This window comes from Microvirga sp. KLBC 81, assembly GCF_003075415.1.
Taxonomy (GTDB): Bacteria; Pseudomonadota; Alphaproteobacteria; order Rhizobiales; family Beijerinckiaceae; genus Microvirga.
Genome location: NZ_QDAH01000003.1, coordinates 219683 through 242493, shown reverse-complemented (window position 1 = coordinate 242493; position 22811 = coordinate 219683). Strand labels below are relative to the sequence as shown.

The following is a 22811-nucleotide window of genomic DNA, read 5'->3' as shown; positions in this document are numbered from 1 at the left end:
AGGGCGAGAGCCTAAAGGCCAATGCAGCCGTCTCAGGCGGCTTTCTAGCTCCCCGACCACCAGCCCCGCTGGTGGTCGCTTCGCTTCACAAGGGGAGTGTCGCCATGGTGTTCCGCCGCAAACCCAAGCCGCCGCTCGCGCAGGCGGAGAAGCTGGTGCAGGAGGCCGCCACCCTCATCCACCGCTACTGGCGCGACAGCGATTACATGCCGAGCACGGCCGATCTCATCATGTTCCGGCAGCTCGAGGACAAGCTCTTTCTCTGTCACGCAGTCGTGCGCCGCATCGCCCTTCGCATGGAGCGGCGCTTTCACGGCGAGCCGGAAATCAACGAGCACAAGTGGTCACGCTGATCTCCCATCATGCGAGATGGGACCCGTCTTTCGCCCTCCAGGATGACGGCTGACAATAGGCCGCAACCTCGGCTAGATAGGCCCTATGACATTCCAGCTCGATTCCCGGCTCGAAGCCGACACGATCCCGATCGGCGACTTGGCCCTCTCTTCGGTCCTGCTCCTGAACGACGCCCGCTTTCCCTGGTTCGTGCTGGTGCCCCGTATCCCGAATGTCAGCGAGATCACGGATCTGTCGGAGGAGCACTACGCTCAGCTGGCGCAGGAAATCCGCATCGCCACCCGGGTTATGCTGGAGCTGTCCAAGCCCGATAAGGTGAATGTGGGCGCGCTCGGCAATATCGTGACGCAGCTTCATGTGCATGTGATCGGACGCTTCCGCTCCGATCCGGCCTGGCCTGGACCCGTCTGGGGCCATGGCACCCGCAAGCCCTACCCGGATCACGCGGCAACGGCCCTCATCGAGCGCGCCGCTGCCCTCTTTGCTGAAGCCTGATCATGACGCGCCCCATCGGCTATATCACGAATCCTCTCGTCCGCCACAGCGCGGAGCGGGACCCGGAGGCTCTCGCCAACGCCGCGAAAGATCCGATGAGCGCTCTGGTGCTGTTGGCCGGAGACCATCCGATCCTCCAGGCGGGAGAGCCCGGAACAGGCCTTCTGCCCATCTCCGCCTTGGGCCGTCTGCCGTCTCATAAGGAGCAGGTTTTCCTCGGAACGCTTCAGGACCGCCCTGTCATCGCGACCTTGGCCAGCCCCGAGACAGCGGAGCTGTTCCAGGACGATCCGGCCTATACGGTCACGGATCTGCGCTCGATTGCCGTTCGTGGGCTTGTGCCGGCAGAGGAGCTCGGCATCCTCGCCATGGCGAAATCCATGCTCGACTGGCACAACCGCCATCGTTTCTGCGCCAATTGCGGTGCACCGACGGAAGCCGCGCAGGCAGGCTTCCGTCGTGATTGCGCAGCCTGCGGCGCTCAGCATTTCCCGCGCACCGATCCGGTGGTGATCATGCTGGTCACGCGCGGCGACAAATGCCTCATGGGCAGGCAGCCGCGTTTTCCGGAAAAGATGTATTCCTGCCTCGCAGGCTTCCTGGAGCCGGGCGAGACCATCGAGGATGCCGTGCGACGCGAGACCTTCGAGGAGGCCGGCGTCCGCGTGGGCGGGATCCGCTACATGGCCTCGCAGCCCTGGCCCTTCCCGTCGAACATCATGATCGGCTGCCACGCCGAGGCGATCAGCGAAGAGATCAACTTCGATCGCGAGGAGTTGGAGGATGCCCGCTGGTTCACCAAGGATGAGGTGAGGCAGATGCTTGAGGGCACGCACGAGCATTTCGCAGCGCCCTCCCCGATCGCCATTGCCAATCACCTCATCCGGGAGTGGATGAAGGGCTGACATTTCCTCGTCATAGCCGGGCTTGTCCCGGCTATCCCCGTTCGAAAGGCGTTACGCTTCATAAAAACGAGATCACCGGCACAAGGCCGGTGATGACATGGAGCTAAATTCTGAACCCGATTCCGGACCTCCGCTACGCTCCATCCGGAATGACGCAGATCATTACTCCGCCACCTCTTTGATCTTCTCGCGGAAGGGCGCCGCCGGATAGACGCCGAGGATGCGCAGCTCGCGGGAGAAGAATTCGAGCTCTTCCAGGGCGCGCTTGAGGTTCGTATCCTCCGGGTGACCGTCGACCTCGGCATAGAACTGCGTGGCCAGGAACTCGCCTTCGAGCATATAGCTCTCGAGCTTCGTCATGTTGATGCCGTTGGTCGCAAAGCCGCCCAGCGCCTTGTAGAGCGCGGCAGGCAGGTTGCGCACGCGGAAGACAAAAGAGGTGACGGTCGGACCGTTGCCGGCCGGCACCCATTGCGGCGTCTTCGAGAGGATGACGAAGCGGGTGGTGTTGTGAGCCTCGTCCTCCACGTCCTCTGCGAGGATCTTCAGGCCATAGATGCCCGCGGCCATGCGGGGCGCGAGGGAGGCCCGGGTCGGATCCTTCCACTCGGCAACCTGACGCGCGGAGCCTGCGGTGTCGCCGGCCACGTTGGCCTTGAGCCCGAGCTTGCGAATGATCTTGCGGCACTGGCCCAGCGCATGGACGTGGCTGTAGACGCTCTTGATCGTACCGAGATCGGCCTCAGGCAGGGCCATCAATTGAAAGTGAATGGGCAGGAAGTGCTCGCCGATGATGTGGAGCCCGGAAGTCGGCAGGAGGTGGTGGATGTCCGCCACACGACCGGCAATCGAGTTCTCGATGGGGATCATGGCGAGCCCCGCCTGCCCCTCGTTCACGGCCGCGAAGGCATCCTCGAAGGTAGCGCAGGGCAGCACCTCCCAATCGGGATACATCTCCGAGCAGGCGATGTGGGAATTGGCCCCCGGCTCACCCTGGAATGAAATGATCTTCTTCATGCTGTCCTCCGGGCCGCGATGATCCCGCGGGCTCGTTCCAGATCGTGAGCGGTATCGACGCCGAGCGGCACATCGTCGACGACGACGGCATCGATCCGCATTCCGGCCTCCAGCGCCCTCAGCTGCTCCAGCTTTTCGCGAAGCTCCAGCGGTGAAGGCTGAAGTCCGACGAAGCGCTGCAAGGCTTTGCGGCGATACGCATAGAGGCCGATGTGATGATAGAGCGGGCCGTCGCCAAAAGGGGCCGTGGCCCTGGTAAAGTAGAGAGCGCGGAAACGGCCAGGCGACACTTGAGTGCCGACCATCTTCACCACGTTGGGATTGGTCTTCTCCTCCTCGCGCTCGATCACTGCCACGAGGGTCGCGAGATCGACATCCGGATCGGCGAGAGGGGTGATCGAGGCGGCGATGATGCGGGGATCGATGGTCGGAAGGTCCCCCTGGACGTTCACGACGACATCGTGCCGTCCCTCCGGGTCGATCTTTTCCACAGCCTCGAAGATCCGGTCGGAGCCGGAGGCGTGGTCCGCCCGGGTCAGCACGGCCTTGCCGTGAGCGCGGGCCACAACCTCGGCGATTTCAGGCGAGTCGGTGGCGACGACCACGGGCCCGATCCCGGCCTCCATGGCCCGGCGCCAGACATGCACGATCATGGGCTCGCCCGCGATATCGGCCAGGGGCTTGTTCGGCAGGCGGGAGGCGGCAAGGCGGGCGGGGATGACGACGAGGGGATCGGACATGGCGCAGTCTTTGAAGAGAAGCTGCGCGTCCTTAGAACATCGGACCCGAAAGTGGAATGCACTTTTGGGATCGATCCGATGTTCGTTTTCCAGGCTAGCGGTCGGATGCGGAAGACCGGATCCCTTTTCGCTGACGCGGCCCTTCGGGTCACTGACGCGGACCTCCGGTTCCGCACGATAAGCCGGCAAGGCAGGCCCTGTTTGTCACGGGCTCTGCGGCAATGGATCCGGGGACCTACTCCCCTCCTCCGGCGTTTGGGATCGAAACTGCGACTAATGGAACGGCAAAACCTGCAAGAACCCCATTGTCAAAACCCCTGCTCTACGGCTAAGCAACGCCCCGTATCCCGGGCGTCCGCCCGCGGAGCCGTTCTGTTTGCGCTGGGTTTCGCCGTGCCAAGGCGAGGAGAGCCTAACCTATGAATATCGAGACCAATAAGATCGCGGGCGCCGTCTTCGGCACGCTTCTCTTCGTGGTCGGCGTCAATGTCATCGCCGGCGGCCTGTTCTCGCCTCACAAGCCCGCCGTTCCGGGCTATGACCTCCCGGGAGCCGAAGAGGCTGCCGTCGGTGGCGCAGGCGGTGCTCCGGCCGCTCCGGCCCAGCCCCTCCCCGTACTCCTGGCCAGCGCCGATCCGGCGAAGGGCCAGGCTTCGGCCAAGAAATGCGCCTCCTGCCACACCTTCGAGAAGGGCGGCGCGAACAAGGTCGGCCCGAATCTCTATGGTATCGTCGGCCGCCCGGTCGCCTCGCACGAAGGCTTCAACTATTCGGGAGCCCTGAAGGGCAAGGGCGGCGAATGGAGCTATGAGGCGCTCGCCGCCTTCGTCCACAACCCCAAGCAGGCCGTCCCCGGCACGATCATGGCCTTCGCCGGCATCGCTCAGGAGAAGGAGCGCGCGGACCTGCTGGCTTACCTGCGAACCCTGTCCGACAACCCGGCTCCGCTCCCGGCCCCGTAAGGCCCAGCAGAGACACTTCAATTTCAGCGAAGCCGGGCCTTGTGCCCGGCTTTTGTTTTGCCCACTCTCCCTTGCGTTCGCTCTCGAGCGCACAAAAATGTAACCTGACGACAGACGCCTCGTCCTTCAGGAGACGCCTTGTGATCCGTACCCTTCTGCCGAGCTTCCTGGCCGCCTGCCTTGCCTTCACCCCTCTCGCAGCCCAGGAAGCCCAATGGCGGCATGGTGCGGCCCTCCTCGGGGAACCGAAATACCCTGCCGACTTCAAGCAGTTCGACTATGTGAACCCGAGCGCTCCCAAGGGCGGCCTGGTCCGGCTCGGAGCGCAGGGCACCTTCGACAGCTTCAACATCGTGGTCGCAGGCGTGAAGGGCTCCCCCGAACAGGGATTGAGCCTCATCTACGAAACCCTGACGGCTCCGTCCTTTGATGAACCAAGCGCGGCCTACGGCCTCCTGGCGGAGGCTTTCTCGTATCCGGAGGATTTTTCCTCCGTCAGCTTCCGCCTGCGCCCGGAGGCCAGGTGGCACGACGGAAAGCCGGTGACGGCCGATGATGTCGTCTTTTCCTTCGAGGCCTTGAAGACCAACAGCCCGACCTATGCCTTCTACTACGCCAACGTCACCAAGGCAGAGAAGCTGGGCGAGCGCGAGGTCAAGTTTACCTTCGATGAAAAGGGCAATCGCGAGTTGCCGCAGATCATGGGGCAGCTCACCGTGCTGCCGAAGCACTGGTGGGAAGGCACGACCGCAGATGGTCGCAAGCGCGATATCACGCAAACGACCCTCGAGCCGCCGCTTGGCTCAGGCCCCTATCGCCTCAAAAACTTCGATACCGGCCGCAACGCGACCTACGAACGCGTGAAGGATTATTGGGGCTCCAGCCTCAATGTGAATGTCGGACAGAACAATTTCGACGAGATCCGATACGAATATTACCGCGATGCGACCGTTCTGCTGGAGGCCTTCAAGGCGGATCGCATCGATTTTCGCACCGAGAACAGCGCACGCAACTGGGCGACGGGTTATGACTTCCCGGCCCGCCATGAAGGTCGTGTCGTTCTCGAGGAATTCCCGTTCCGCGCTTCCGGCGTCATGCAGGCTTTCGTGCTCAACCTGAGGCGCGACAAGTTCAAGGACGAGCGCGTGCGCCGCGCTTTCAATCTCGCCTTCCCGTTCGAAGAGCTCAACAAGACCGTCTTCTACGGCCTCTACGAGCGGGTCGGAAGCTACTTCCACGGGCTTGAACTGGCCTCGTCAGGACTTCCGGAAGGCAAGGAGCTGGAGATTCTGGAAGCCCTCCGGGACAAGGTTCCACCATCGGTCTTCACGACGCCGTACAAGAACCCTGTCAACGATACGAACGAAGCCATCCGCAATAACTTGCGCGAAGCGGACCGTCTCCTGCGCGAGGCAGGCTGGGAGGTCAAGAACGGTCGTCGCGTCAACGCGAAGGGCGAGCCCTTGAGCGTTGAGCTTCTGAGCAGCAGCCCCAACGAGGAGCGCGTCTTCCTGCCTTACAAGGCCGTCCTCGAACGCCTCGGCATCGGGGTGACGGTCCGGAGCGTCGACGATGTGCAATACACAAACCGGACCCGTTCCTTTGACTTCGACATCACCACTGGCCTGTGGGGACAATCCCTGTCGCCCGGCAATGAGCAGCGCGAGTTCTGGGGCTCCCAGGCGGCAAAGCGAGAAGGCTCGCGCAATCTCGCCGGCATCGCCGATCCTGCGGTCGATGCCTTGATCGACAGGATCATCTTCGCCAAGGATCGTGAAGAGCTGGTCGCCGCCACAAAGGCCCTCGACCGTGTTCTGCTGGCGCACAATTATGTCGTACCGCAATGGACGTCTCTGAAGCAGCGCACGGCTCGGTGGGACCGCTACAGCCATCCGGATGTGATGCCGCATTATGCAGGCTCCGCCTTTCCCACCGTCTGGTGGTACGACGAGACCAAGGCGGCCAAGACCGGAGCACCGCGATGAAGGATGTCAGCCGCAGAACAATTCTCAAGGGCAGCGCTGCGGCAGCGGCTCTATCCTTCATTCCGCGCAGTGGCTTTGCGCAAGAGGGTGAAACGGAGACACATGGTCTGTCCAGTTTCGGCGATCTGAAATACGGACCCGACTTCAAGCATTTCGATTACGTCAATCCCGCTGCGCCGAAGGGCGGCGCGCTCGTGCTGCAGATCAGGCAGACGAGCGGCAACCAGAACTTCGATACGTTCAACACGCTCAACATCTATGTGCTGCGCGGCGATGGCGCAGCAGGCATGGGGAGTACCTTCGACACGCTGATGGCAGGCTCCGGCGACGAGCCGAACACGATGTATGGCCTTGTTGCCAAGAGTGTGCGCATCTCAGGCGACAAACTCACCTATCGCTTCGCCTTACGCCCGGAAGCCCGCTTTCACGACGGATCGAAACTGACGGCGCGCGACGCGGCCTTCTCGCTGATGACCCTGAAGGAAAAGGGACACCCGGTCTATCGCGCGGTCCTCACGCAGATGGTCTCGGCAGAAGCAGAGGCGGAGGATGTGCTGCGCGTTCAGTTTTCGCCTCGGCGCAGCCGGGATCTCCATCTCGTCGTCGCGAGCATGCCGATCTTCTCGGAGCGGTACTGGCAGGGCAAGGACTTCGAAGCCGCGACGCTCGAAGCTCCGCTTGGTTCAGGCCCCTACAAGGTGAGCCGCTTCGAGCAGGGGCGCTTCATCGAGTTCGAGCGCGTGCCCGACTACTGGGCGAAGGATCTGCCCGTGAATCTGGGGCAGAACAATTTCGACCGCGTGCGCTATGAATATTTCCGCGACCGCACTGTGGCTTTCGAGGCCTTCAAGAACGGCACGATCAACTATCACGAGGAATTCACCTCGCGCATCTGGGCCACGAATTACGATTTCCCGGCCATGCGCGAAGGCCGCGTGAAGCGCGAGGAGCTCCCCGATGATACGCCAGCCCCCATCCAAGGCTGGTACTTCAACACGCGCCGTGAGACCTTCAAGGATCCACGTGTGCGCGAAGCCATCGGCCTCGCCTTCGATTTCGAATGGACGAACGCCAACATCATGTTCGGTGCCTATCGCCGCACCACGTCCTTTTTCGAAAACTCCGACATGAAGGCGACTGGCCTTCCCTCACCCGAGGAACTCGCGCTGTTGGAGCCCTTCCGCGAGAAGTTGCCGCCTACAGTGTTCGGAGAACCCTATGTGCCGCCGGTCTCAGACGGCTCGGGACAGGATCGACAATTACTGCGCCGGGCTGACGAACTTCTGCGTCAGGCCGGCTGCAAGCGTGAGGGCGGCGTCCTCAAGCTGCCCAATGGCCAACCCTTCACCATCGAGTTCCTCGACTTCCAGAACTCCCTTCAGCCGCACACGCAGCCCTTCCAGACCAATCTGAAGCGATTGGGGATCGACGCCCGATCACGCATAGTCGACGCCGCTCAATACCAGCAGCGCATGAACGAATATGACTTCGACATGACAAGCCGCGCGCTCGTAGGCACGACAACCCCAGGCGATGACCTGCGCACGGTGTACGCCTCAGAAGCCGCCAGGACATCGGGAACGCGCAATATCGCCGGGATCGCGCATCCTGCCGTTGACGCCTTGGTTGAGAAGATCGGCAATGCGGCAACCCGGCAGGAGCTGAACATCGCATGCCGGGCCCTGGACCGGGTGCTTCGGGCAAGCCATTATTGGGTGCCCATGTGGTTCAAGGCCAGTGACTGGATTGCCTATTGGGACCAGTTCTCCCGCCCCGAGACGAAGCCACGCTTCAGCTCGGGCGCGCCGGGAACCTGGTGGTATGATGCCGAGAAGGCCAAGCGGATCGGACGAGGATAAGGTTTGGATACAACTTTGACGACGAGAGCCGTTGCGGGCACGCCCCGCCTGCTTCTGCGCCTTGAGGGCCTGGTGCTCCTGGCCGGAGCCTCATGGGCCTTTGCACACACGGGCCAGCCCTGGTGGCTCTACGCCGTTCTCTTCTTCGTGCCCGATGTGAGCTTTGCCGCCTATGCGGCTGGCCCCAGGCTCGGCTCCATGGCCTACAATGCTCTTCATTCCACGATCGGCCCTGCGATCCTGGGACTGATTGGCCTCGCGCTGGGTCACTCCCTGTTGATCGGCATAGCGGCTGTCTGGGCAGCACATGTCGGCTTCGACCGCATGCTCGGCTATGGCCTGAAATACGCCACCGGCTTCAGCGATACCCATCTCGGCCGCATCGGCCTTAAATCCGCAGGCGCTTGATGCTGGCTTATATCGCGCGCCGTCTCCTCCTCATGATTCCGACGATCCTCGGGATCATGCTCATCTCCTTCGTCATCATCCAGTTTGCGCCCGGCGGTCCCGTGGAGCGCATCATCGCGCAGCTTCAGGGGCAGGATTCGAGCGCCACATCGCGCATCTCCGGCGGTGGCAGCGATGTCGGTGGAGCAGGCCAGGCTCAAGGCGGAGGCGCAGCCGAAGCCTCGTCCTCGCGCTATCGCGGCGCGCAGGGCCTCGACCCGCAATTCATCAAGCAGCTGGAGGCGCAGTTCGGCTTCGACAAGCCGGCCCATGAGCGCTTCTTCAAGATGCTGTGGGATTATGCGCGCTTCGATTTCGGCAAGAGCTATTTCCGCGATATCTCGGTGCTGGAACTCATCAAGGAGAAGCTGCCCGTTTCCATCAGTCTCGGCCTCTGGATGACGCTTCTGTCCTATGCCATCTCGGTACCGCTCGGCATCAAGAAAGCGGTCAACGACGGCTCCGCTTTCGATATCTGGACTTCGGCCATCGTCATCATCGGCTATGCGATCCCGGGATTCCTTTTCGCGATCCTGCTGATCGTTCTTTTTGCGGGCGGCTCCTTCTGGCAGATCTTTCCGCTGCGCGGGCTCACCTCCGAGGGCTGGGCCTTCATGCCATGGCACATGCAGATTGCCGATTACTTCTGGCATCTGGTGCTGCCCATCACGGCCATGGCGCTCGGCGCATTCGCCACCTCGACGCTGCTGACCAAGAACTCGTTTCTCGATGAAATCCGCAAGCAATACGTTCTCACCGCACGCATGAAGGGCCTCTCTGAACGGCAGGTGCTCTATGGCCACGTCTTCCGCAATGCGATGCTGATCGTGATCGCGGGTTTTCCAGGAGCCTTCATCGGCGCGTTCTTTGCAGGCTCGCTGCTGATCGAGACGATCTTCTCCCTCGATGGGCTTGGCCTTCTCTCCTTCGAATCCATCGTGAACCGCGATTATCCCGTGGTCTTCGCCAACCTCTACATTTTTTCGCTGCTGGGCCTGGTGGTGAACCTGATCTCCGATCTCACCTATACCTGGATCGATCCGCGGATCGATTTCGAGACGCGGGAGGCGTGAGATGACCGCTCAGGCGCATACCCATGACATGTTGACTCTGCCCGTCATGGCCGGGCTTGTCCCGGCCATCCCGATGGAGAAAAGCGCCGCACCTCTCATGATCGGGATCACCGGCACAGGGCCGGTGATGACGGCTGCAGCGGGAGGCGTGAGATGAACGAGAACGTTCCCGTCGCCTCTCCAGCCGCTGCACCCGTCGCGCCGCCCCTGCCGCGCCAAGGCTTCATCAAGCTCTCGCCGCTCAACCGGCGGCGGCTGCAGAACTTCAAGGCGAACCGTCGCGGTTACTGGTCGTTCTGGATCTTCATGGTCCTGTTCGTGCTGAGCCTGTTCGCGGAGTTCATCGCGAACGACAAGCCGATCCTCGCCTCCTACAAGGGCGAGCTTCTCTACCCTGCCTTCGTCGACTACCCGGAAGAAAAGTTCGGCGGCTTCCTGGCACAGACCGACTACCGCGACCCCGTGATCGCGAAGGAGATCCAGGACAACGGCTGGCTGCTTTGGGCGCCGATCCGCTTCTCCTACAGCACTCACAATCTCGACCTTCCGGTTCCCGCCCCTGCTCCGCCAACCTGGATGCTCACTGACGAGCAATGCCGCCCCATCGCGGAACGCAACGGCGGCACGGGCTGCAAGGACATCGAATGGAACTGGCTCGGCACCGACGATCAGGGTCGTGACGTGGTAGCGCGCCTCATCTACGGCTTCCGCATCTCCGTCCTGTTTGGCCTGATCCTCGCCGGCATCTCCTCGATCATCGGCATCCTCGCCGGTGCGGTGCAGGGCTATTATGGCGGTTGGATCGATCTCATCGCCCAGCGCTTCATCGAGATCTGGACGGCGATTCCCTCGCTTTATCTTCTCATCATCATCTCGGCGATCATCACGCCGAGTTTCTTCGTGCTGCTCGGAATTCTTCTGCTCTTCTCCTGGGTCTCGCTGGTGGGCGTCGTGCGCGCCGAATTCCTGCGCGCGAGAAACTTCGAGTATGTGCGCGCAGCTAGAGCTCTGGGCCTGTCGAATACCACCATCATGTTCAAGCATCTCCTGCCGAACGCGATGGTGGCGACGCTCACTTTCATGCCCTTCATCATCAACGGCTCGATCACGACGCTCACCTCCCTCGACTTCCTCGGCTTTGGCCTGCCGCCCGGCTCGCCGTCGCTCGGCGAGCTGCTGGCGCAGGGCAAGGCCAATCTCCAGGCGCCGTGGCTGGGCCTCGCCGGCTTCTTCGTGATCGCGCTCATGCTCAGCCTCCTCATCTTTGTCGGCGAAGCGGTGCGTGACGCCTTCGATCCGAGAAAGACGTTCCGATGACAGAGCCTCTGCTTTCCATTCAAGATCTCTCGGTCGCCTTCCGCCAGGGCGAGCGCGACATGCTGGCGGTGGACCGCGTGTCGTTCGACATCAAGCCGGGCGAGACTGTGGCGTTGGTGGGCGAGTCCGGCTCGGGCAAGTCGGTTTCCGCGCTCTCGATTCTCAAACTCCTCCCCTACCCGTCCGCGCATCATCCCTCCGGTCGCATCCTGTTCAAGGGGAAAGACCTTATTGCGGCTGGCGAAGACGAGATGCGGCGGGTGCGCGGCGACGACATCACGATGGTGTTCCAGGAGCCGATGACCTCGCTCAATCCGCTCCACACCATCGACCGGCAGATCGGCGAGATCCTGAAGCTTCATCGCGGCCTCTCCGACAAAGAGGCTCGCGCCCGCACATTGGAACTCCTGAATCTCGTCGGCATCCGCGATGCTGAGAGCCGCCTGAACGCCTATCCGCACCAGCTCTCGGGCGGTCAGCGCCAGCGCGTCATGATCGCGATGGCGCTCGCCAACGAGCCCGACCTCTTCATCGCCGACGAGCCGACGACCGCGCTCGACGTAACGGTGCAGGCCCAGATCCTGAAGCTTCTCGCGGAGCTGAAGGCAGGGCTCGGCATGTCCATGCTCTTCATCACGCACGATCTCGGCATCGTGCGAAAGATCGCCGACCGGGTCTGCGTCATGCTCAACGGCAAGATCGTCGAACAGGGCACGGTCGCTGAAGTCTTCGGCAATCCGCAGCATCCTTACACGCAGAGGCTTCTGGCAGCAGAGCCGAAAGGCCGCGCCAATCCCGTGCCTGCGGGTGCCCCGACCATCGTCGAGGCAGGGCCCATCAAGGTCTGGTTTCCGATCAAGCGTGGCTTCTTCCAGAAAACCGTCGGTCACGTGAAGGCCGTGGACGGCGTATCGGTTCGCGTGCGCAAGGGAGAGACGGTGGGCGTCGTCGGCGAGTCGGGCTCCGGCAAGACGACACTGGGGCTTGCTATCCTGCGCCTCGTCCAGTCGGAAGGTCCTATCGTCTTTCTCGGCAATCGCATCGACGGTCTGCGCGCGCGTGAAATCCGTCCCATGCGCAAGGATCTGCAAGTGGTCTTCCAGGATCCTTACGGCTCGCTTTCGCCCCGCATGTCCATAGCCGAGATCGTGGAAGAAGGCCTGCTCGTCCAGGACAAAGGCCTCTCATACTCCCAACGCCGTGACGTGGTGGCGCGGGCCCTGCACGATGTGGGTCTCGACCCCGCTACGATGGACCGCTACCCGCATGAGTTCTCCGGCGGCCAGCGGCAGCGGATCGCGATTGCCCGCGCCATGGCGCTGGAGCCGCAATTCATCATGCTGGACGAGCCGACCTCCGCCCTCGACATGTCGGTCCAGGCGCAGATCGTGGAGCTCCTGCGCGATCTCCAGAAGCGGCGAAATCTCGCCTATATGTTCATCAGTCACGACCTGAAGGTCGTTCGCGCCCTCGCCAATCACGTGGTGGTGATGCAGAACGGCCAAGTCGTCGAGGAAGGGCCGGCAGAGAATATCTTCGCCGCACCTCGGACGGATTATACACGGGCTCTCTTCGCGGCAGCTTTCAACCTGGAGACGGTTGGGGCCAATGCGGTCCGGCAGTGACACTTACTTAAGATCATGCACGAGCACCATCATTCAGCAGGCAACGCTCATCACGGCCATCACCATGGGCACTTCCATGAGATCGGCCACGGCCGCGCTTTTGCGATCGGCATCGCGCTGAACCTCGCCTTCGTCGCCATCGAAGCGGGCTATGGATTCATTGCGGATTCCATGGCGCTTCTGTCGGATGCAGGCCATAACCTCAGCGACGTGCTGGGGCTAGCCATCGCCTGGGGTGCTGCGATCCTCGCAAGGCGCGGCGCGTCGGAGCGCTTCACCTACGGCCTGCGTTCCAGCTCCATCCTAGCAGCGCTGCTGAATGCCCTGCTGCTGATGGTGGCGATCGGCGGCATCATATGGGAATCCGTGCAGCGCCTGATCGAGCCTGCGCCGGTGGCTGCCGGCACGATGATGATCGTGGCCGGCATCGGCATCGTCGTGAACGGCTTTACGGCTTTCCTCTTCATGAGAGGCCATCACGACCTCAACATCCGCGGCGCGTTCCTGCACATGGTGGCGGATGCCGCCGTGTCCCTCGGTGTCGTGCTCGGTGGTTTGGCCATTCTCTGGACCGATGCCAATTGGATAGACCCGGTGCTGAGCCTCTTCATCGCCGCTGTCATCATCTGGGGCACCTGGGGCTTGCTGAAGCAATCGCTCAGGCTCTCGCTTCACGGCGTGCCTCAGGGGATCGCGATGGCCGAGGTGAGAGAAGCGCTGGCCAAGCGTCCCGGTGTCGCCCGCGTGCACCATGTGCATGTCTGGGCCATCAGCACCACACAGACGGCGCTCACCGCCCATCTGGTCATGCCCGGCGGACATCCTGGAGACCACTTCCTGGCCGAGACCCAGCATGAGCTGAAGGAGCATTTCGGCATCGACCATGCGACGCTACAGATCGAGATCCATGCGCCGGGCGCCCACGATCACGGGTGGGAATGCCATCTCGATCACCACGATCACGACCACGGCCATCATTATGAGGGTCACACTCATGGGGGGCACTCCCATGGAACTCAAGGATCGCATCTTGCGCCGTAATGCCGTATCAATCGTGCTTCGAACGGCTTGAAGGACTTGGGACACATGGCTCGCGCTCTCCTCATCGTTCTGGACTCCGTCGGGATCGGCGGGGCCGAAGATGCAGATGCTTACGGCGATGTCGGTGCCGACACCGTCGGTCATATTGCCGAGGCTTGCGCCGAAGGTCGCGGCGATCGGGCGGGGTTGCGACAGGGTCCGCTCCACCTGCCTCATATGTCGGCTTTGGGCTTGGGACTTGCGTGCGAAGCCTCCACGGGTCGCCTGCCGCCGAACCTTGCCCCTCAGGGCGCGCTGAAAGGAGCCTGGGGATACGGAGTCGAGACATCGAAGGGCAAGGATACGCCCTCCGGTCATTGGGAGATCGCCGGCGTTCCGGTTGCCTTCGACTGGGGCTATTTCCCCAACACCGAACCGGCCTTCCCGGAAAAGCTCACTGCTGCGCTGATCGAGCGCGCGGGCCTTCCCGGCATTCTCGGCAACAAGCATGCGTCCGGCACCGCCATCATCGAGGAATTTGCGGTCGAGCACCTGAAGACCGGAAAGCCGATCTGCTACACCTCGGTCGACAGCGTCCTGCAGATTGCGGCTCACGAGGAGATGTTCGGACTGGAGCGGCTTTACGAAGTCTGCAGGATCGCGAGAGAGCTCTGCGATGAGTACAAGATCGGCCGCGTGATCGCCCGTCCCTTCTTCGGCACGCCCGAGACAGGCTTCAAACGCACGGGCAATCGCAAGGATTTCGCGACGCCCCCGCCGTCGGACACGATTCTCGACACGCTGACGAAAGCGGGTCGCTCTGTTGTGACCGTCGGCAAGATCGGCGATATCTTCGCTCATCGCAGCACCGGCAAAGAAGTAAAGCCGAACGGTAACGATGCGTGCCTCTCCGCCGCGATCGACGCGATGAAGACGCTGCCGGAGGGCGGCTTCGTCTTTGCGAACCTCGTCGATTTCGACAGCGAATTCGGCCACCGGCGGGACATACCAGGCTACGCTGCAGCTCTCGAGGCCTTCGACCGGCGCGTGCCGGAAATCGAGGCCGTGCTAAGCCAGGGCGATCTTGTCATCATCACCGCCGACCATGGCAATGATCCCTCCTGGCATGGCACCGACCACACCCGCGAGCATGTGCCGATCCTCTGCTTCGGACCTGCCGTGAAACTTGGCAGTGTGGGACGGCGGGAGAGCTTTGCCGATATCGGCTCGAGCGTCCTGGCCCATCTGGGGCTTGGGCCTGCGGGCAAGGGCAAGTCCTGGATCTGACCCCCCTCACCGTCATGGCCGGCTTGACCCGACCATCCACGTCTTCGGGAACCGTAGCGCCTCAAGAGACGTGGGTCCCCGGAACAGGTCCGGGATGACGGGAGGTTTTAACGAACGAATCCATTCTCCGTGAACCGTTCCCCGCGCAACAACCTTAAGGCGTTGACGTCAGCGCAACTTTGGCCCAGTCTTCCATAGATCGTAAGGAGACTTTCCTGACGATCGTTGGGGGAGTCTTCCCGTTCTCGCGTGGAAGAAGATCGTTCATGAGCACCCCCAACCGCTCGACCCATATCCGGCTCACCTCGCATCCTGAGCCGAATGCAGGCACCATCAAACATCCGATCAAGTGGGGCGCGAAAGACCCGAAGGAGCGCGGGCCCATCGTCGGCACCGTCACGAACCCGGGTGACCGCAACGTGATTGGTGCACATGGCGGTTCCTATTCGCTCTACCGGGCTCTGGCGATCTCGGCTCGAGCACTCAATCCACTCGCGCGCCCAGACCTCCACAACACACATCCCACCGCCGATATCGGCCCGCATCCGCAATGGTTCGAGCCGGGCAAGATCGTGTCGCTCGATCCCTGGGGCCATCTGGTCGGCCAGGTCCATGCAGACGAGATTGCCAGCGGACTCGACATTCGCCCCTCCATCGCGGTGACGAAGGCGCGTCTCAACATGCCGGAGATCCTCGCTGCCATGGGCGCGAAGCGTCTCAAGGCCGATGGCGGTTTCCTGCATGGGTCCGGCGACATTTCAGTCACGAAGATCGCGGTCGATCCCGTGTGGTATCTGCCCGGCATCGCAGAACGTTTCGGCTGCACGGAAGGAGAACTGCGCCGCACATTGTTCGAACAAACCGGTGGCATGTTCCCGGAGCTCGTGACGCGCCCCGACATGAGCGTGTTCCTGCCGCCCATCGGCAACACAACCGTCTATGTGATCGGCGACGTGGCACGCCTCAGCGATTCGAAAACACGCATCGCCTGCCGTGTGCATGACGAGTGCAACGGCTCCGATGTGTTCGGCTCCGACATCTGCACGTGCCGTCCTTACCTCGTGCACGGCATCGAGGAATGCGTGAAGGAGGCGCAGGCAGGAGGCGTCGGCGTGATCGCCTATAACCGCAAGGAGGGCCGCGCGCTCGGCGAAGTCACCAAATTCCTTGTCTACAATGCGCGCAAGCGGCAAGAGGGCGGCGACTCAGCAGCCACCTACTTCGAGCGCACCGAATGCGTGGCGGGTGTGCAGGATGCACGCTTCCAGCAGCTCATGCCCGATGTTCTGCACTGGCTCGGCATTCGCCGCATCGACCGGCTCATGTCCATGTCGAACATGAAGTACGATGCCATTACAGGCTCCGGCATCGAGGTGGTTGAGCGTGTGCCCATTCCGCCGGAACTGGTGCCACCGGATGCTCAAGTCGAGCTCGAAGCCAAGAAGGCCGCCGGCTACTACACGCCTGACGGTGCGCCCGACGCGGCGGAGCTGGACAAGGTGAAGGGCCGGGATCTCGAGCGCTTTTAACCTTCTCCACAACCGGCTGAGCTTGAGAGTGCTGGCCAGAACGAGACTATGCTATCGCTCTTGAACCTGAGAGCCCTGGAGCCCTGCGTGACGGATCAGCCTAATTCTTCTCCTGAGACCCAAGCCGCCCGCACGCTCCTGACCGCTGCGGCGGTGCGCGAACGGTCGCATCAGCTGCTGAAGGCGGGCCTTGAAGATCGTCTGCAGCATTTCGCGGTGAACTTGGGCCGCCTGGAAGCCTGCGCCGACGAGGTGGTGGCCACGATCCGCGAGGCTTATCCCTCTCTCGAAATCCCCTTCCATGCCCGCTGGCGGCATTTCTCGACGGGAGGGCATGACCGCTGGGATGCGGTGACGCATGGAGCGCCTTGGACAAATGCCGGCGAGATGGCGCGCTCAGCCTTCGACTTGGCCATCGTCTCCGTGCTGCTCGATGCGGGCGCTGGCCCGCAATGGTGCTATCAGGAAGGCCGCACGGGCGAAACCTATGCTCGCTCCGAGGGCTTGGCCGTTGCGAGCTTCGACATGTTCGTGAGCGGCGCCTTCTCGAGCAGGCCCGAGGATCCCTTCCGCGTCGATGCGGATGTGCTGATGGCGCTGACGGCAGAGGATCTGGCCGAGGGCTTCCAGGTCTCTGTAGACAACCCGCTCGTGGGTCTTGAAGGCCGCGCCGCCCTTCTCAACCGCCTGGGTCGTGTTGTGGCCACGAACCCGGACATTTTCGGACAGGTGGATGATCCCCGCCCCGGCGGCCTCGTCGACGTGCTTGCGGCCACGGCCGAAGACGACGCCGTCAAGGCCACCTCGATCCTGGAGGCACTGCTCACCCATCTCGGGCCCATCTGGCCTGGGCGGATCACCTTGGGCGGCGTCGATCTCGGCGATACCTGGCGCCACCCGCTGGTCGAGGCCTCTGATGCCACGAAAGGGCTCATTCCCTTCCATAAGCTCTCCCAGTGGCTCTCCTATTCGCTCATCGAGCCCCTGGAATGGGCCGGGTACACGGTCACCGATATCAACGGACTCACAGGCCTGCCGGAATACCGCAATGGCGGGCTTTTCCTCGATATGGGGGTCATCGGTCTCAAGAACCCGGACGAGGCCAGACAAGCACATGCGGTGGATTCCCCCCTTGTCGTGGAGTGGCGGGCCTTGACGGTTGCCCTATTGGACCGCATTGCCGATCCGATCCGTGCCCGGCTTCAATTTACTGCCGAGGACTTTCCCCTCGCGAAGGCGCTCGAAGGCGGAACCTGGGCGACAGGGCGCAGATTGGCCAAAGAGAAGCGTGGCGACGGCTCGCCTCCTCTCAGCATCATCAGTGACGGAACGGTGTTTTGATGAATCAGCATACGACGACCAAGGAAGGAAAGAGCATGGAAGGCGTGACGGTGGTCGATCATCCGCTGGTTCAGCACAAGCTGACCCTGATGCGGGACAAGCAGCGCTCGACAAAAGGCTTCCGCCAGCTCCTCAACGAAATCGGCATGCTCCTCTGCTACGAGGTCACCCGCAACCTGCCCATGGAACGGATCGAGATCGAGACGCCGCTGACCACGATGGAAGGCGTGCAGATCGCCGGCAAGAAGCTGGTCTTCGCTCCCATCCTGCGCGCGGGTGTCGGCTTTCTTGACGGCATGCTCACCCTTGTTCCCGCCGCCCGCGTGGCCCATATCGGCCTCTATCGCGATCCGGAATCGCTCCAGGCGGTGGAATATTACTTCAAGGCCCCGTCCGACCTCGCCGACCGCATGGTGCTGGTGCTCGATCCGATGCTCGCCACCGCCAACTCGGCCGTGGCCGCCATCGAGCGCCTGAAGGAGCGCGGCGCGAAGGACCTTCGCTTTGTCTGCCTGCTCGCGGCGCCTGAGGGCATCGAACGCCTGCGCAGCGCTCATCCCGATGTGCATATCTGGACAGCGGCCGTCGATGAGAAGCTCAACGACCACGGCTATATCGTGCCGGGTCTGGGTGACGCCGGCGACCGTATGTATGGAACGCGCTAGAAGCTAGCGCTGTTAGCGCTGTGACTCTGCGAAACAGGATTCAAGGCCTTGCGCTTCATTGTCGCCGACTGGGGAACGACCCGCTTTCGTGGCTATCTGATCGAGCATGAAACCATTCTCGATCAGGTCTCGTCGGATGAGGGCGTTTCCGCCCTGCAAAAGGGCCAGCACCGCGACATCTTCTTGAAACGTTGCGGGCATTGGCTCGATGCGGAACCAAATGCACCCGTGCTGCTCGTCGGCATGGTCGGCAGCCGCGAAGGCTGGGTGGAGGCACCCTATGCCTCCTGCCCTGCGGGCCCGGCCGAGATCGCGCAGGCGTTGATGCCGGTTGATCTCGTCAATGGCCGCAAGGCCCACATCATCCCTGGCCTCTTCTGCGAACCTGCTCCAGGTGCCGCCGACGTGATGCGCGGCGAGGAAACACTGGTGCTGGGCGCGGGCGTCGAAAACGGTCTCGTCTGCTCGGCCGGCACGCACCCCAAATGGATCCTGATGCGCGACGGGCGCATCGAGCGCTTCGCCACTTACCTGACAGGAGAGATGTATGCGCTGCTGCGCGAGCATTCCATGATCGGACGCGCCGCCACGGAGCCTTCGGATCAAAAGGGCTTCGACATGGGCCTCGATGCAGCAGAGCGCAACAGCGGCGCTGATGGCGCAGCGCGCGTGGGCCTGCTCCATCTGCTCTTCGGCGCGCGAGCCGCGGTGGTATCGGGGCGCATGGCGAGCAATCTGCTGACGCCTTATCTCTCCGGCCTCCTCACAGGCGATGAGATCAACGGCGCGCTTGCGCAATTCGGACGTCCTGCCTCCGTCACGATTCTCGCCGATCAAGCCCGCGCGGATCTTTATGCGCACGCGCTCGCACGCCACGGCATCAAGACGGAACTGAAGAATCCCAAGCAAGCGCTGCTTGCCGGTCTGGCGCGGATCCTGCGCCAGCATTCTCAGAGCTGAACGCTCAACTCCCACTCAGGTCAAAACTCATGCTCCATCCCCTTCTCGCCACGTCCACTGAGAACTCGCTTCCGATCTGGCTCGTGACAGAGAGCACATGGAGCACCGTTTTCTCGCAACTGCCGAAGGTGGCGCAAGGCTTTGCGAAGGCTCAGGGGTTTGAAGGAAAGGCCGGAGGCCATTGTTTGCTGCCGGATACGGACGGTAACCTGTTCGGCGTGGCCTTCGGCCTTGCCAATGACGACGCTAAGCAACGCGATCTTTTCGCCGTCGGAAAGCTGCCGACGATTTTGCCGGATGGCCTCTATCGTTTCGAGACCGACGCACCGGATGCAGCGCTTGCCACGCTAGCATGGATCCTGGGTTCCTACAGCTTCACCCGCTATCGCAAGCGCAACGACAGATCCGTTCGCCTCGTCGTGCCGAAGGGCGTCGATGCGGATGAGATCACGCGCATCGCCAATGCAGTCTGCCGCAGCCGCGATCTCGTCAACACGCCGACGAGCGATCTCGGACCCGACGGCATCGAGGCCGCCGCGCGCCGGATTGCAGAGACACATGGTGCAGAGTTCACCAGCATCATCGGAGATGATCTGCTGAAGCAGAACTTTCCGATGATCCATGCGGTCGGCCGCGCTTCCGCGACTCCGCCGCGCCTCATCGACTTCACCTGGGGCAATGCGAATGCACCGCGCATCACGCTTGTCGGCAAAGGTGTCGCCTTTGACACCGGCGGCCTCGACATCAAGCCATCTTCCTCCATGCTGCTGATGCGCAAGGACATGGGCGGTGCTGCGGCAGCGCTCGCGCTCGCCGACATGATCCTGGGCGCGGAGCTTCCTGTGCGTCTGCGCGTGCTCATTCCCGCCGTCGAGAACTCGATCTCGAGCAACGCCTTCCGCCCCGGCGACATTCTGGGCAGCCGCAAGGGCATCACGGTGGAAATCGGCAATACGGACGCAGAAGGCCGCCTCATTCTCGCTGATGCGCTGGCGCTGGCGGATGAGGAGAAGCCGGATCTCATCATTGATTTCGCGACGCTCACGGGGGCGGCCCGCGTGGCGCTCGGCCCCGAGCTTCCTCCGTTCTACACGGATGACGAGGATCTCGCCGCCGAGATCACCCGCACCGGCATGGAAGTGAACGATCCCGTGTGGCGCATGCCGCTGTGGTCGCCTTATATGAGCCAGCTCGATTCGAAATACGCCGACATGAACAACACGGGTGGGCCGATGGGCGGCTCCATCACCGCCGCCCTGTTCCTGCGTCGTTTCGTGTCCGACGCCAGGGCGCATGTGCATTTCGACATTTTCGCCTGGAACAACTCCACCCGCCCTGCCCGCCCTGAAGGCGGCGAGGTCCAGGCGGCGCGCCTGATGTATGCCCTCCTGAAAAAGCGCTACGCTTCCTGAAGCCAGGCCTTGGTTGCGCCTTCGGACGTGAAAAGTGGAATCCACTTTTCACGTCCGATGCTCTAGGAGACACTATCACCGCCTGTGCCAAGGAGTTGCCTCGATGAGTTTCGACCGCCGCATCACCCCCTTCCGCGCCGATCTGGCCGACGAGAAGCTGCGCGGGCAGGTCGAGGCCGAGCGCTTCACGACGGGGACGGTCAGGCGCGTTGTCGCCTCCTTCGCCCCTCTTCATCGCCATCCCTCGCGGGAAGCACCCGTCGACACGCAGGCGATCTTCGGAGAAGCCGTCACCATTTACGACGAGCATGAGGGCTGGGCCTGGGTGCAACTGCACGACGACGGCTATGTGGGGTATCTGCCGAGCGTCGTGCTTGGCGAGCCGGGGCCGCAGGCGACGCACAAGGTCGCGGCCATTCGCACCTTCATCTATCCGGGCCCGAACCTGAAGCTGCCGCACGCCGACCTCCTGACCATGAACGCGAAGGTTGCCGTCGTGGGCACGCAAGGCGATTATGCACAGCTTGCCGATGGCGGTTGGGTCTATGCTGCGCACCTCGCCGCTGTCGATGCGCGTGAGGTTGACTATGTGAGCGTGGCCGAGCGCTTCCTGCACACGCCTTATCTCTGGGGCGGCAAGACAAGCCTCGGGATCGACTGCTCCGGTCTCACGCAGACCGTGCTGACTGCCGCAGGCATCAGGGCGCCGCGTGACACCGACATGCAGGAAAGAGAGCTCGGCACAGCCATCGACGTGAAGCCGGGCCTCGGCGGCCTCGAGCGCGGCGACCTCGTGTTCTGGAAGGGCCATGTAGGCCTGATGATGGATGAGACGAACTTCATCCACGCCACCGGCCACAGCATGACTGTGATGATCGAACCACTGTCTGTCGCGGAGGAGCGCATCCGCCGGACGAGCTACGGTCCGATCAGCTCGATCAAGCGTCTGTAGTCTCCGATGAGCTATCTGCCCGACCTGTCCGTTCTGCTCGTGGCAGGATTCGGAGTTTTTCTCATCGCCTTCATGAAGGGCGCCTTCGGCGGCGGGCTCGCCATTGTCGGAATCCCCGTTCTGTCGCTGGTGATGGACCCGATCAGCGCCGGAGCAGTGCTCGCGCCTCTCTTCGTGCTGATGGATATGGCAGCGCTCTATTACTGGCGGCCGAGCACGTGGTCGAAGATCGACTTAGGCCTGCTTCTCCCCGGCCTTGCCTGCGGCACGGCCATCGGTTTCCTGTTGTTGAAGGTGATCGACCGCAGCACGGTGGCAATCATCATCGCCACGATCACTCTGGCCTTCACAGGCCTATGGTTTCGTGGCGGCGGCAGGATCGTGCAGCGACCGCGGTCGAAGATCAAAGCAGTCATTGCAGGAACGGCATCGGGCGTTTCATCCATGATGGCCCATTCCGGCGGACCGCCGGTTGCGATGTATCTTCTGCCGCTCGGGCTCCCCAAAGCAGTCTATGCCGGAACGAGCAGCAGCTTCTTTGCAGCAGGCAATCTGATGAAGGTTCTGCCCTGGCTCGCGCTTGCAAAACCCAGCACCGAGCTTTGGACATTGATGGGATTGTGCCTGCCCCTCATTCCTCTGGGTGTATGGGCCGGATATACCTTACATGCGCGCCTGGACCAGAGGCAGCTCTACCGCCTCTGTTACGCCCTTCTCGCCGTGACAGCACTCAAGCTGCTGTGGGATGGCCTGCACGGCTATGGGGTGCTCTAGAGCCGCTTCCATTGGCCTGGAATCAGCTCTCGTCTTTTTCAGGCTGCATATTTTGACGGCGAACCGGATCCACTTCGCCGAAAAATGCTCTA

22 protein-coding genes are annotated in these 22811 nt (G+C 62.5%); 20 read left to right on the top strand and 2 right to left on the bottom strand.

Features of this window, described 5'->3' with window-relative positions:
- The 3 genes from DC522_RS34600 to nudC all read left to right on the top strand — a co-directional run.
- The coding region (locus tag DC522_RS34600) for a hypothetical protein (protein ID WP_165820039.1) at window positions 1–353 on the top strand (353 nt) is incomplete at its 5' end.
- Between the two features lie 85 nt (window positions 354–438).
- The gene (locus tag DC522_RS03960; protein ID WP_116527394.1) at window positions 439–849 is read left to right on the top strand and encodes an HIT domain-containing protein; all 411 of its coding nucleotides are present in this window, start codon (window positions 439–441) and stop codon (window positions 847–849) included.
- Between the two features lie 2 nt (window positions 850–851).
- Window positions 852–1754: an NAD(+) diphosphatase gene (gene nudC / locus DC522_RS03955; protein WP_116527393.1), complete on the top strand. Its 903-nt coding sequence runs from the start codon at window positions 852–854 to the stop codon at window positions 1752–1754.
- A gap of 162 nt (window positions 1755–1916) precedes the next feature.
- Here nudC and DC522_RS03950 read toward each other — a convergent pair whose 3' ends face one another.
- Window positions 1917–2771, bottom strand: coding sequence for a prephenate dehydratase (locus DC522_RS03950; protein WP_116527392.1), 855 nt, complete (start codon window positions 2769–2771; stop codon window positions 1917–1919).
- Window positions 2768–3511, bottom strand: a complete 744-nt coding sequence (locus DC522_RS03945; protein WP_116527391.1) for a 3-deoxy-manno-octulosonate cytidylyltransferase — start codon at window positions 3509–3511, stop codon at window positions 2768–2770. The genes DC522_RS03950 and DC522_RS03945 overlap by 4 nt, the downstream gene beginning before the upstream one ends.
- A gap of 419 nt (window positions 3512–3930) precedes the next feature.
- Between DC522_RS03945 and DC522_RS03940 the strand changes: the two genes are divergently transcribed.
- From DC522_RS03940 to DC522_RS03865, 17 genes are all read left to right on the top strand, one after another.
- Window positions 3931–4473 (top strand): cytochrome c family protein, encoded by a 543-nt coding sequence (locus DC522_RS03940; RefSeq protein WP_116527390.1) that lies wholly within the window; start codon window positions 3931–3933, stop codon window positions 4471–4473.
- A gap of 140 nt (window positions 4474–4613) precedes the next feature.
- Window positions 4614–6458 (top strand): extracellular solute-binding protein, encoded by a 1845-nt coding sequence (locus DC522_RS03935; protein WP_116527389.1) that lies wholly within the window; start codon window positions 4614–4616, stop codon window positions 6456–6458.
- Window positions 6455–8317 carry an extracellular solute-binding protein gene (locus DC522_RS03930; RefSeq protein WP_116527388.1) on the top strand — a complete coding sequence of 621 codons (1863 nt, stop codon included), beginning with the start codon at window positions 6455–6457 and terminating at the stop codon, window positions 8315–8317. Before DC522_RS03935 ends, DC522_RS03930 begins: the two co-directional genes overlap by 4 nt.
- 15 nt (window positions 8318–8332) lie before the next feature.
- Complete coding sequence (locus tag DC522_RS03925) at window positions 8333–8725, top strand: DUF4260 domain-containing protein (protein WP_245443939.1); 393 nt, start codon at window positions 8333–8335, stop codon at window positions 8723–8725.
- The gene (locus DC522_RS03920; protein WP_116527386.1) at window positions 8725–9837 is read left to right on the top strand and encodes a microcin C ABC transporter permease YejB; all 1113 of its coding nucleotides are present in this window, start codon (window positions 8725–8727) and stop codon (window positions 9835–9837) included. Before DC522_RS03925 ends, DC522_RS03920 begins: the two co-directional genes overlap by 1 nt.
- A gap of 1 nt (window position 9838) precedes the next feature.
- Entirely contained in the window at window positions 9839–9994 is a 156-nt protein-coding gene (locus DC522_RS34595) for a hypothetical protein (protein WP_165820038.1), read from the top strand.
- Window positions 9991–11154 carry an ABC transporter permease gene (locus DC522_RS03915; protein WP_116527385.1) on the top strand — a complete coding sequence of 388 codons (1164 nt, stop codon included), beginning with the start codon at window positions 9991–9993 and terminating at the stop codon, window positions 11152–11154. Before DC522_RS34595 ends, DC522_RS03915 begins: the two co-directional genes overlap by 4 nt.
- On the top strand, window positions 11151–12779 hold the full coding sequence (locus DC522_RS03910; RefSeq protein ID WP_116527384.1) for an ABC transporter ATP-binding protein: 1629 nt from the start codon (window positions 11151–11153) through the stop codon (window positions 12777–12779). The genes DC522_RS03915 and DC522_RS03910 overlap by 4 nt, the downstream gene beginning before the upstream one ends.
- A gap of 15 nt (window positions 12780–12794) precedes the next feature.
- On the top strand, window positions 12795–13820 hold the full coding sequence (locus tag DC522_RS03905) for a cation diffusion facilitator family transporter (protein ID WP_116527383.1): 1026 nt from the start codon (window positions 12795–12797) through the stop codon (window positions 13818–13820).
- Between the two features lie 45 nt (window positions 13821–13865).
- On the top strand, window positions 13866–15086 hold the full coding sequence (locus DC522_RS03900; RefSeq protein WP_116527382.1) for a phosphopentomutase: 1221 nt from the start codon (window positions 13866–13868) through the stop codon (window positions 15084–15086).
- Between the two features lie 266 nt (window positions 15087–15352).
- Window positions 15353–16615 carry a GTP cyclohydrolase II gene (locus DC522_RS03895; protein WP_116527381.1) on the top strand — a complete coding sequence of 421 codons (1263 nt, stop codon included), beginning with the start codon at window positions 15353–15355 and terminating at the stop codon, window positions 16613–16615.
- Window positions 16616–16702: 87 nt separating this feature from the next.
- Window positions 16703–17956 carry a URC4/urg3 family protein gene (locus DC522_RS03890; protein ID WP_245443937.1) on the top strand — a complete coding sequence of 418 codons (1254 nt, stop codon included), beginning with the start codon at window positions 16703–16705 and terminating at the stop codon, window positions 17954–17956.
- Window positions 17957–17991: 35 nt separating this feature from the next.
- Window positions 17992–18621: a uracil phosphoribosyltransferase gene (upp, locus tag DC522_RS03885; protein WP_047187744.1), complete on the top strand. Its 630-nt coding sequence runs from the start codon at window positions 17992–17994 to the stop codon at window positions 18619–18621.
- A 48-nt stretch (window positions 18622–18669) separates the two neighbouring features.
- The gene (locus DC522_RS03880) at window positions 18670–19581 is read left to right on the top strand and encodes a 2-dehydro-3-deoxygalactonokinase (protein WP_116527379.1); all 912 of its coding nucleotides are present in this window, start codon (window positions 18670–18672) and stop codon (window positions 19579–19581) included.
- 29 nt (window positions 19582–19610) lie between these two features.
- Window positions 19611–20993, top strand: coding sequence for a M17 family metallopeptidase (locus tag DC522_RS03875; protein ID WP_116527378.1), 1383 nt, complete (start codon window positions 19611–19613; stop codon window positions 20991–20993).
- Between the two features lie 103 nt (window positions 20994–21096).
- The gene (locus tag DC522_RS03870) at window positions 21097–21945 is read left to right on the top strand and encodes a C40 family peptidase (RefSeq protein WP_116527377.1); all 849 of its coding nucleotides are present in this window, start codon (window positions 21097–21099) and stop codon (window positions 21943–21945) included.
- A 6-nt stretch (window positions 21946–21951) separates the two neighbouring features.
- Window positions 21952–22719 carry a sulfite exporter TauE/SafE family protein gene (locus tag DC522_RS03865; RefSeq protein WP_116527376.1) on the top strand — a complete coding sequence of 256 codons (768 nt, stop codon included), beginning with the start codon at window positions 21952–21954 and terminating at the stop codon, window positions 22717–22719.
- Window positions 22720–22811 lie beyond the last annotated feature (92 nt).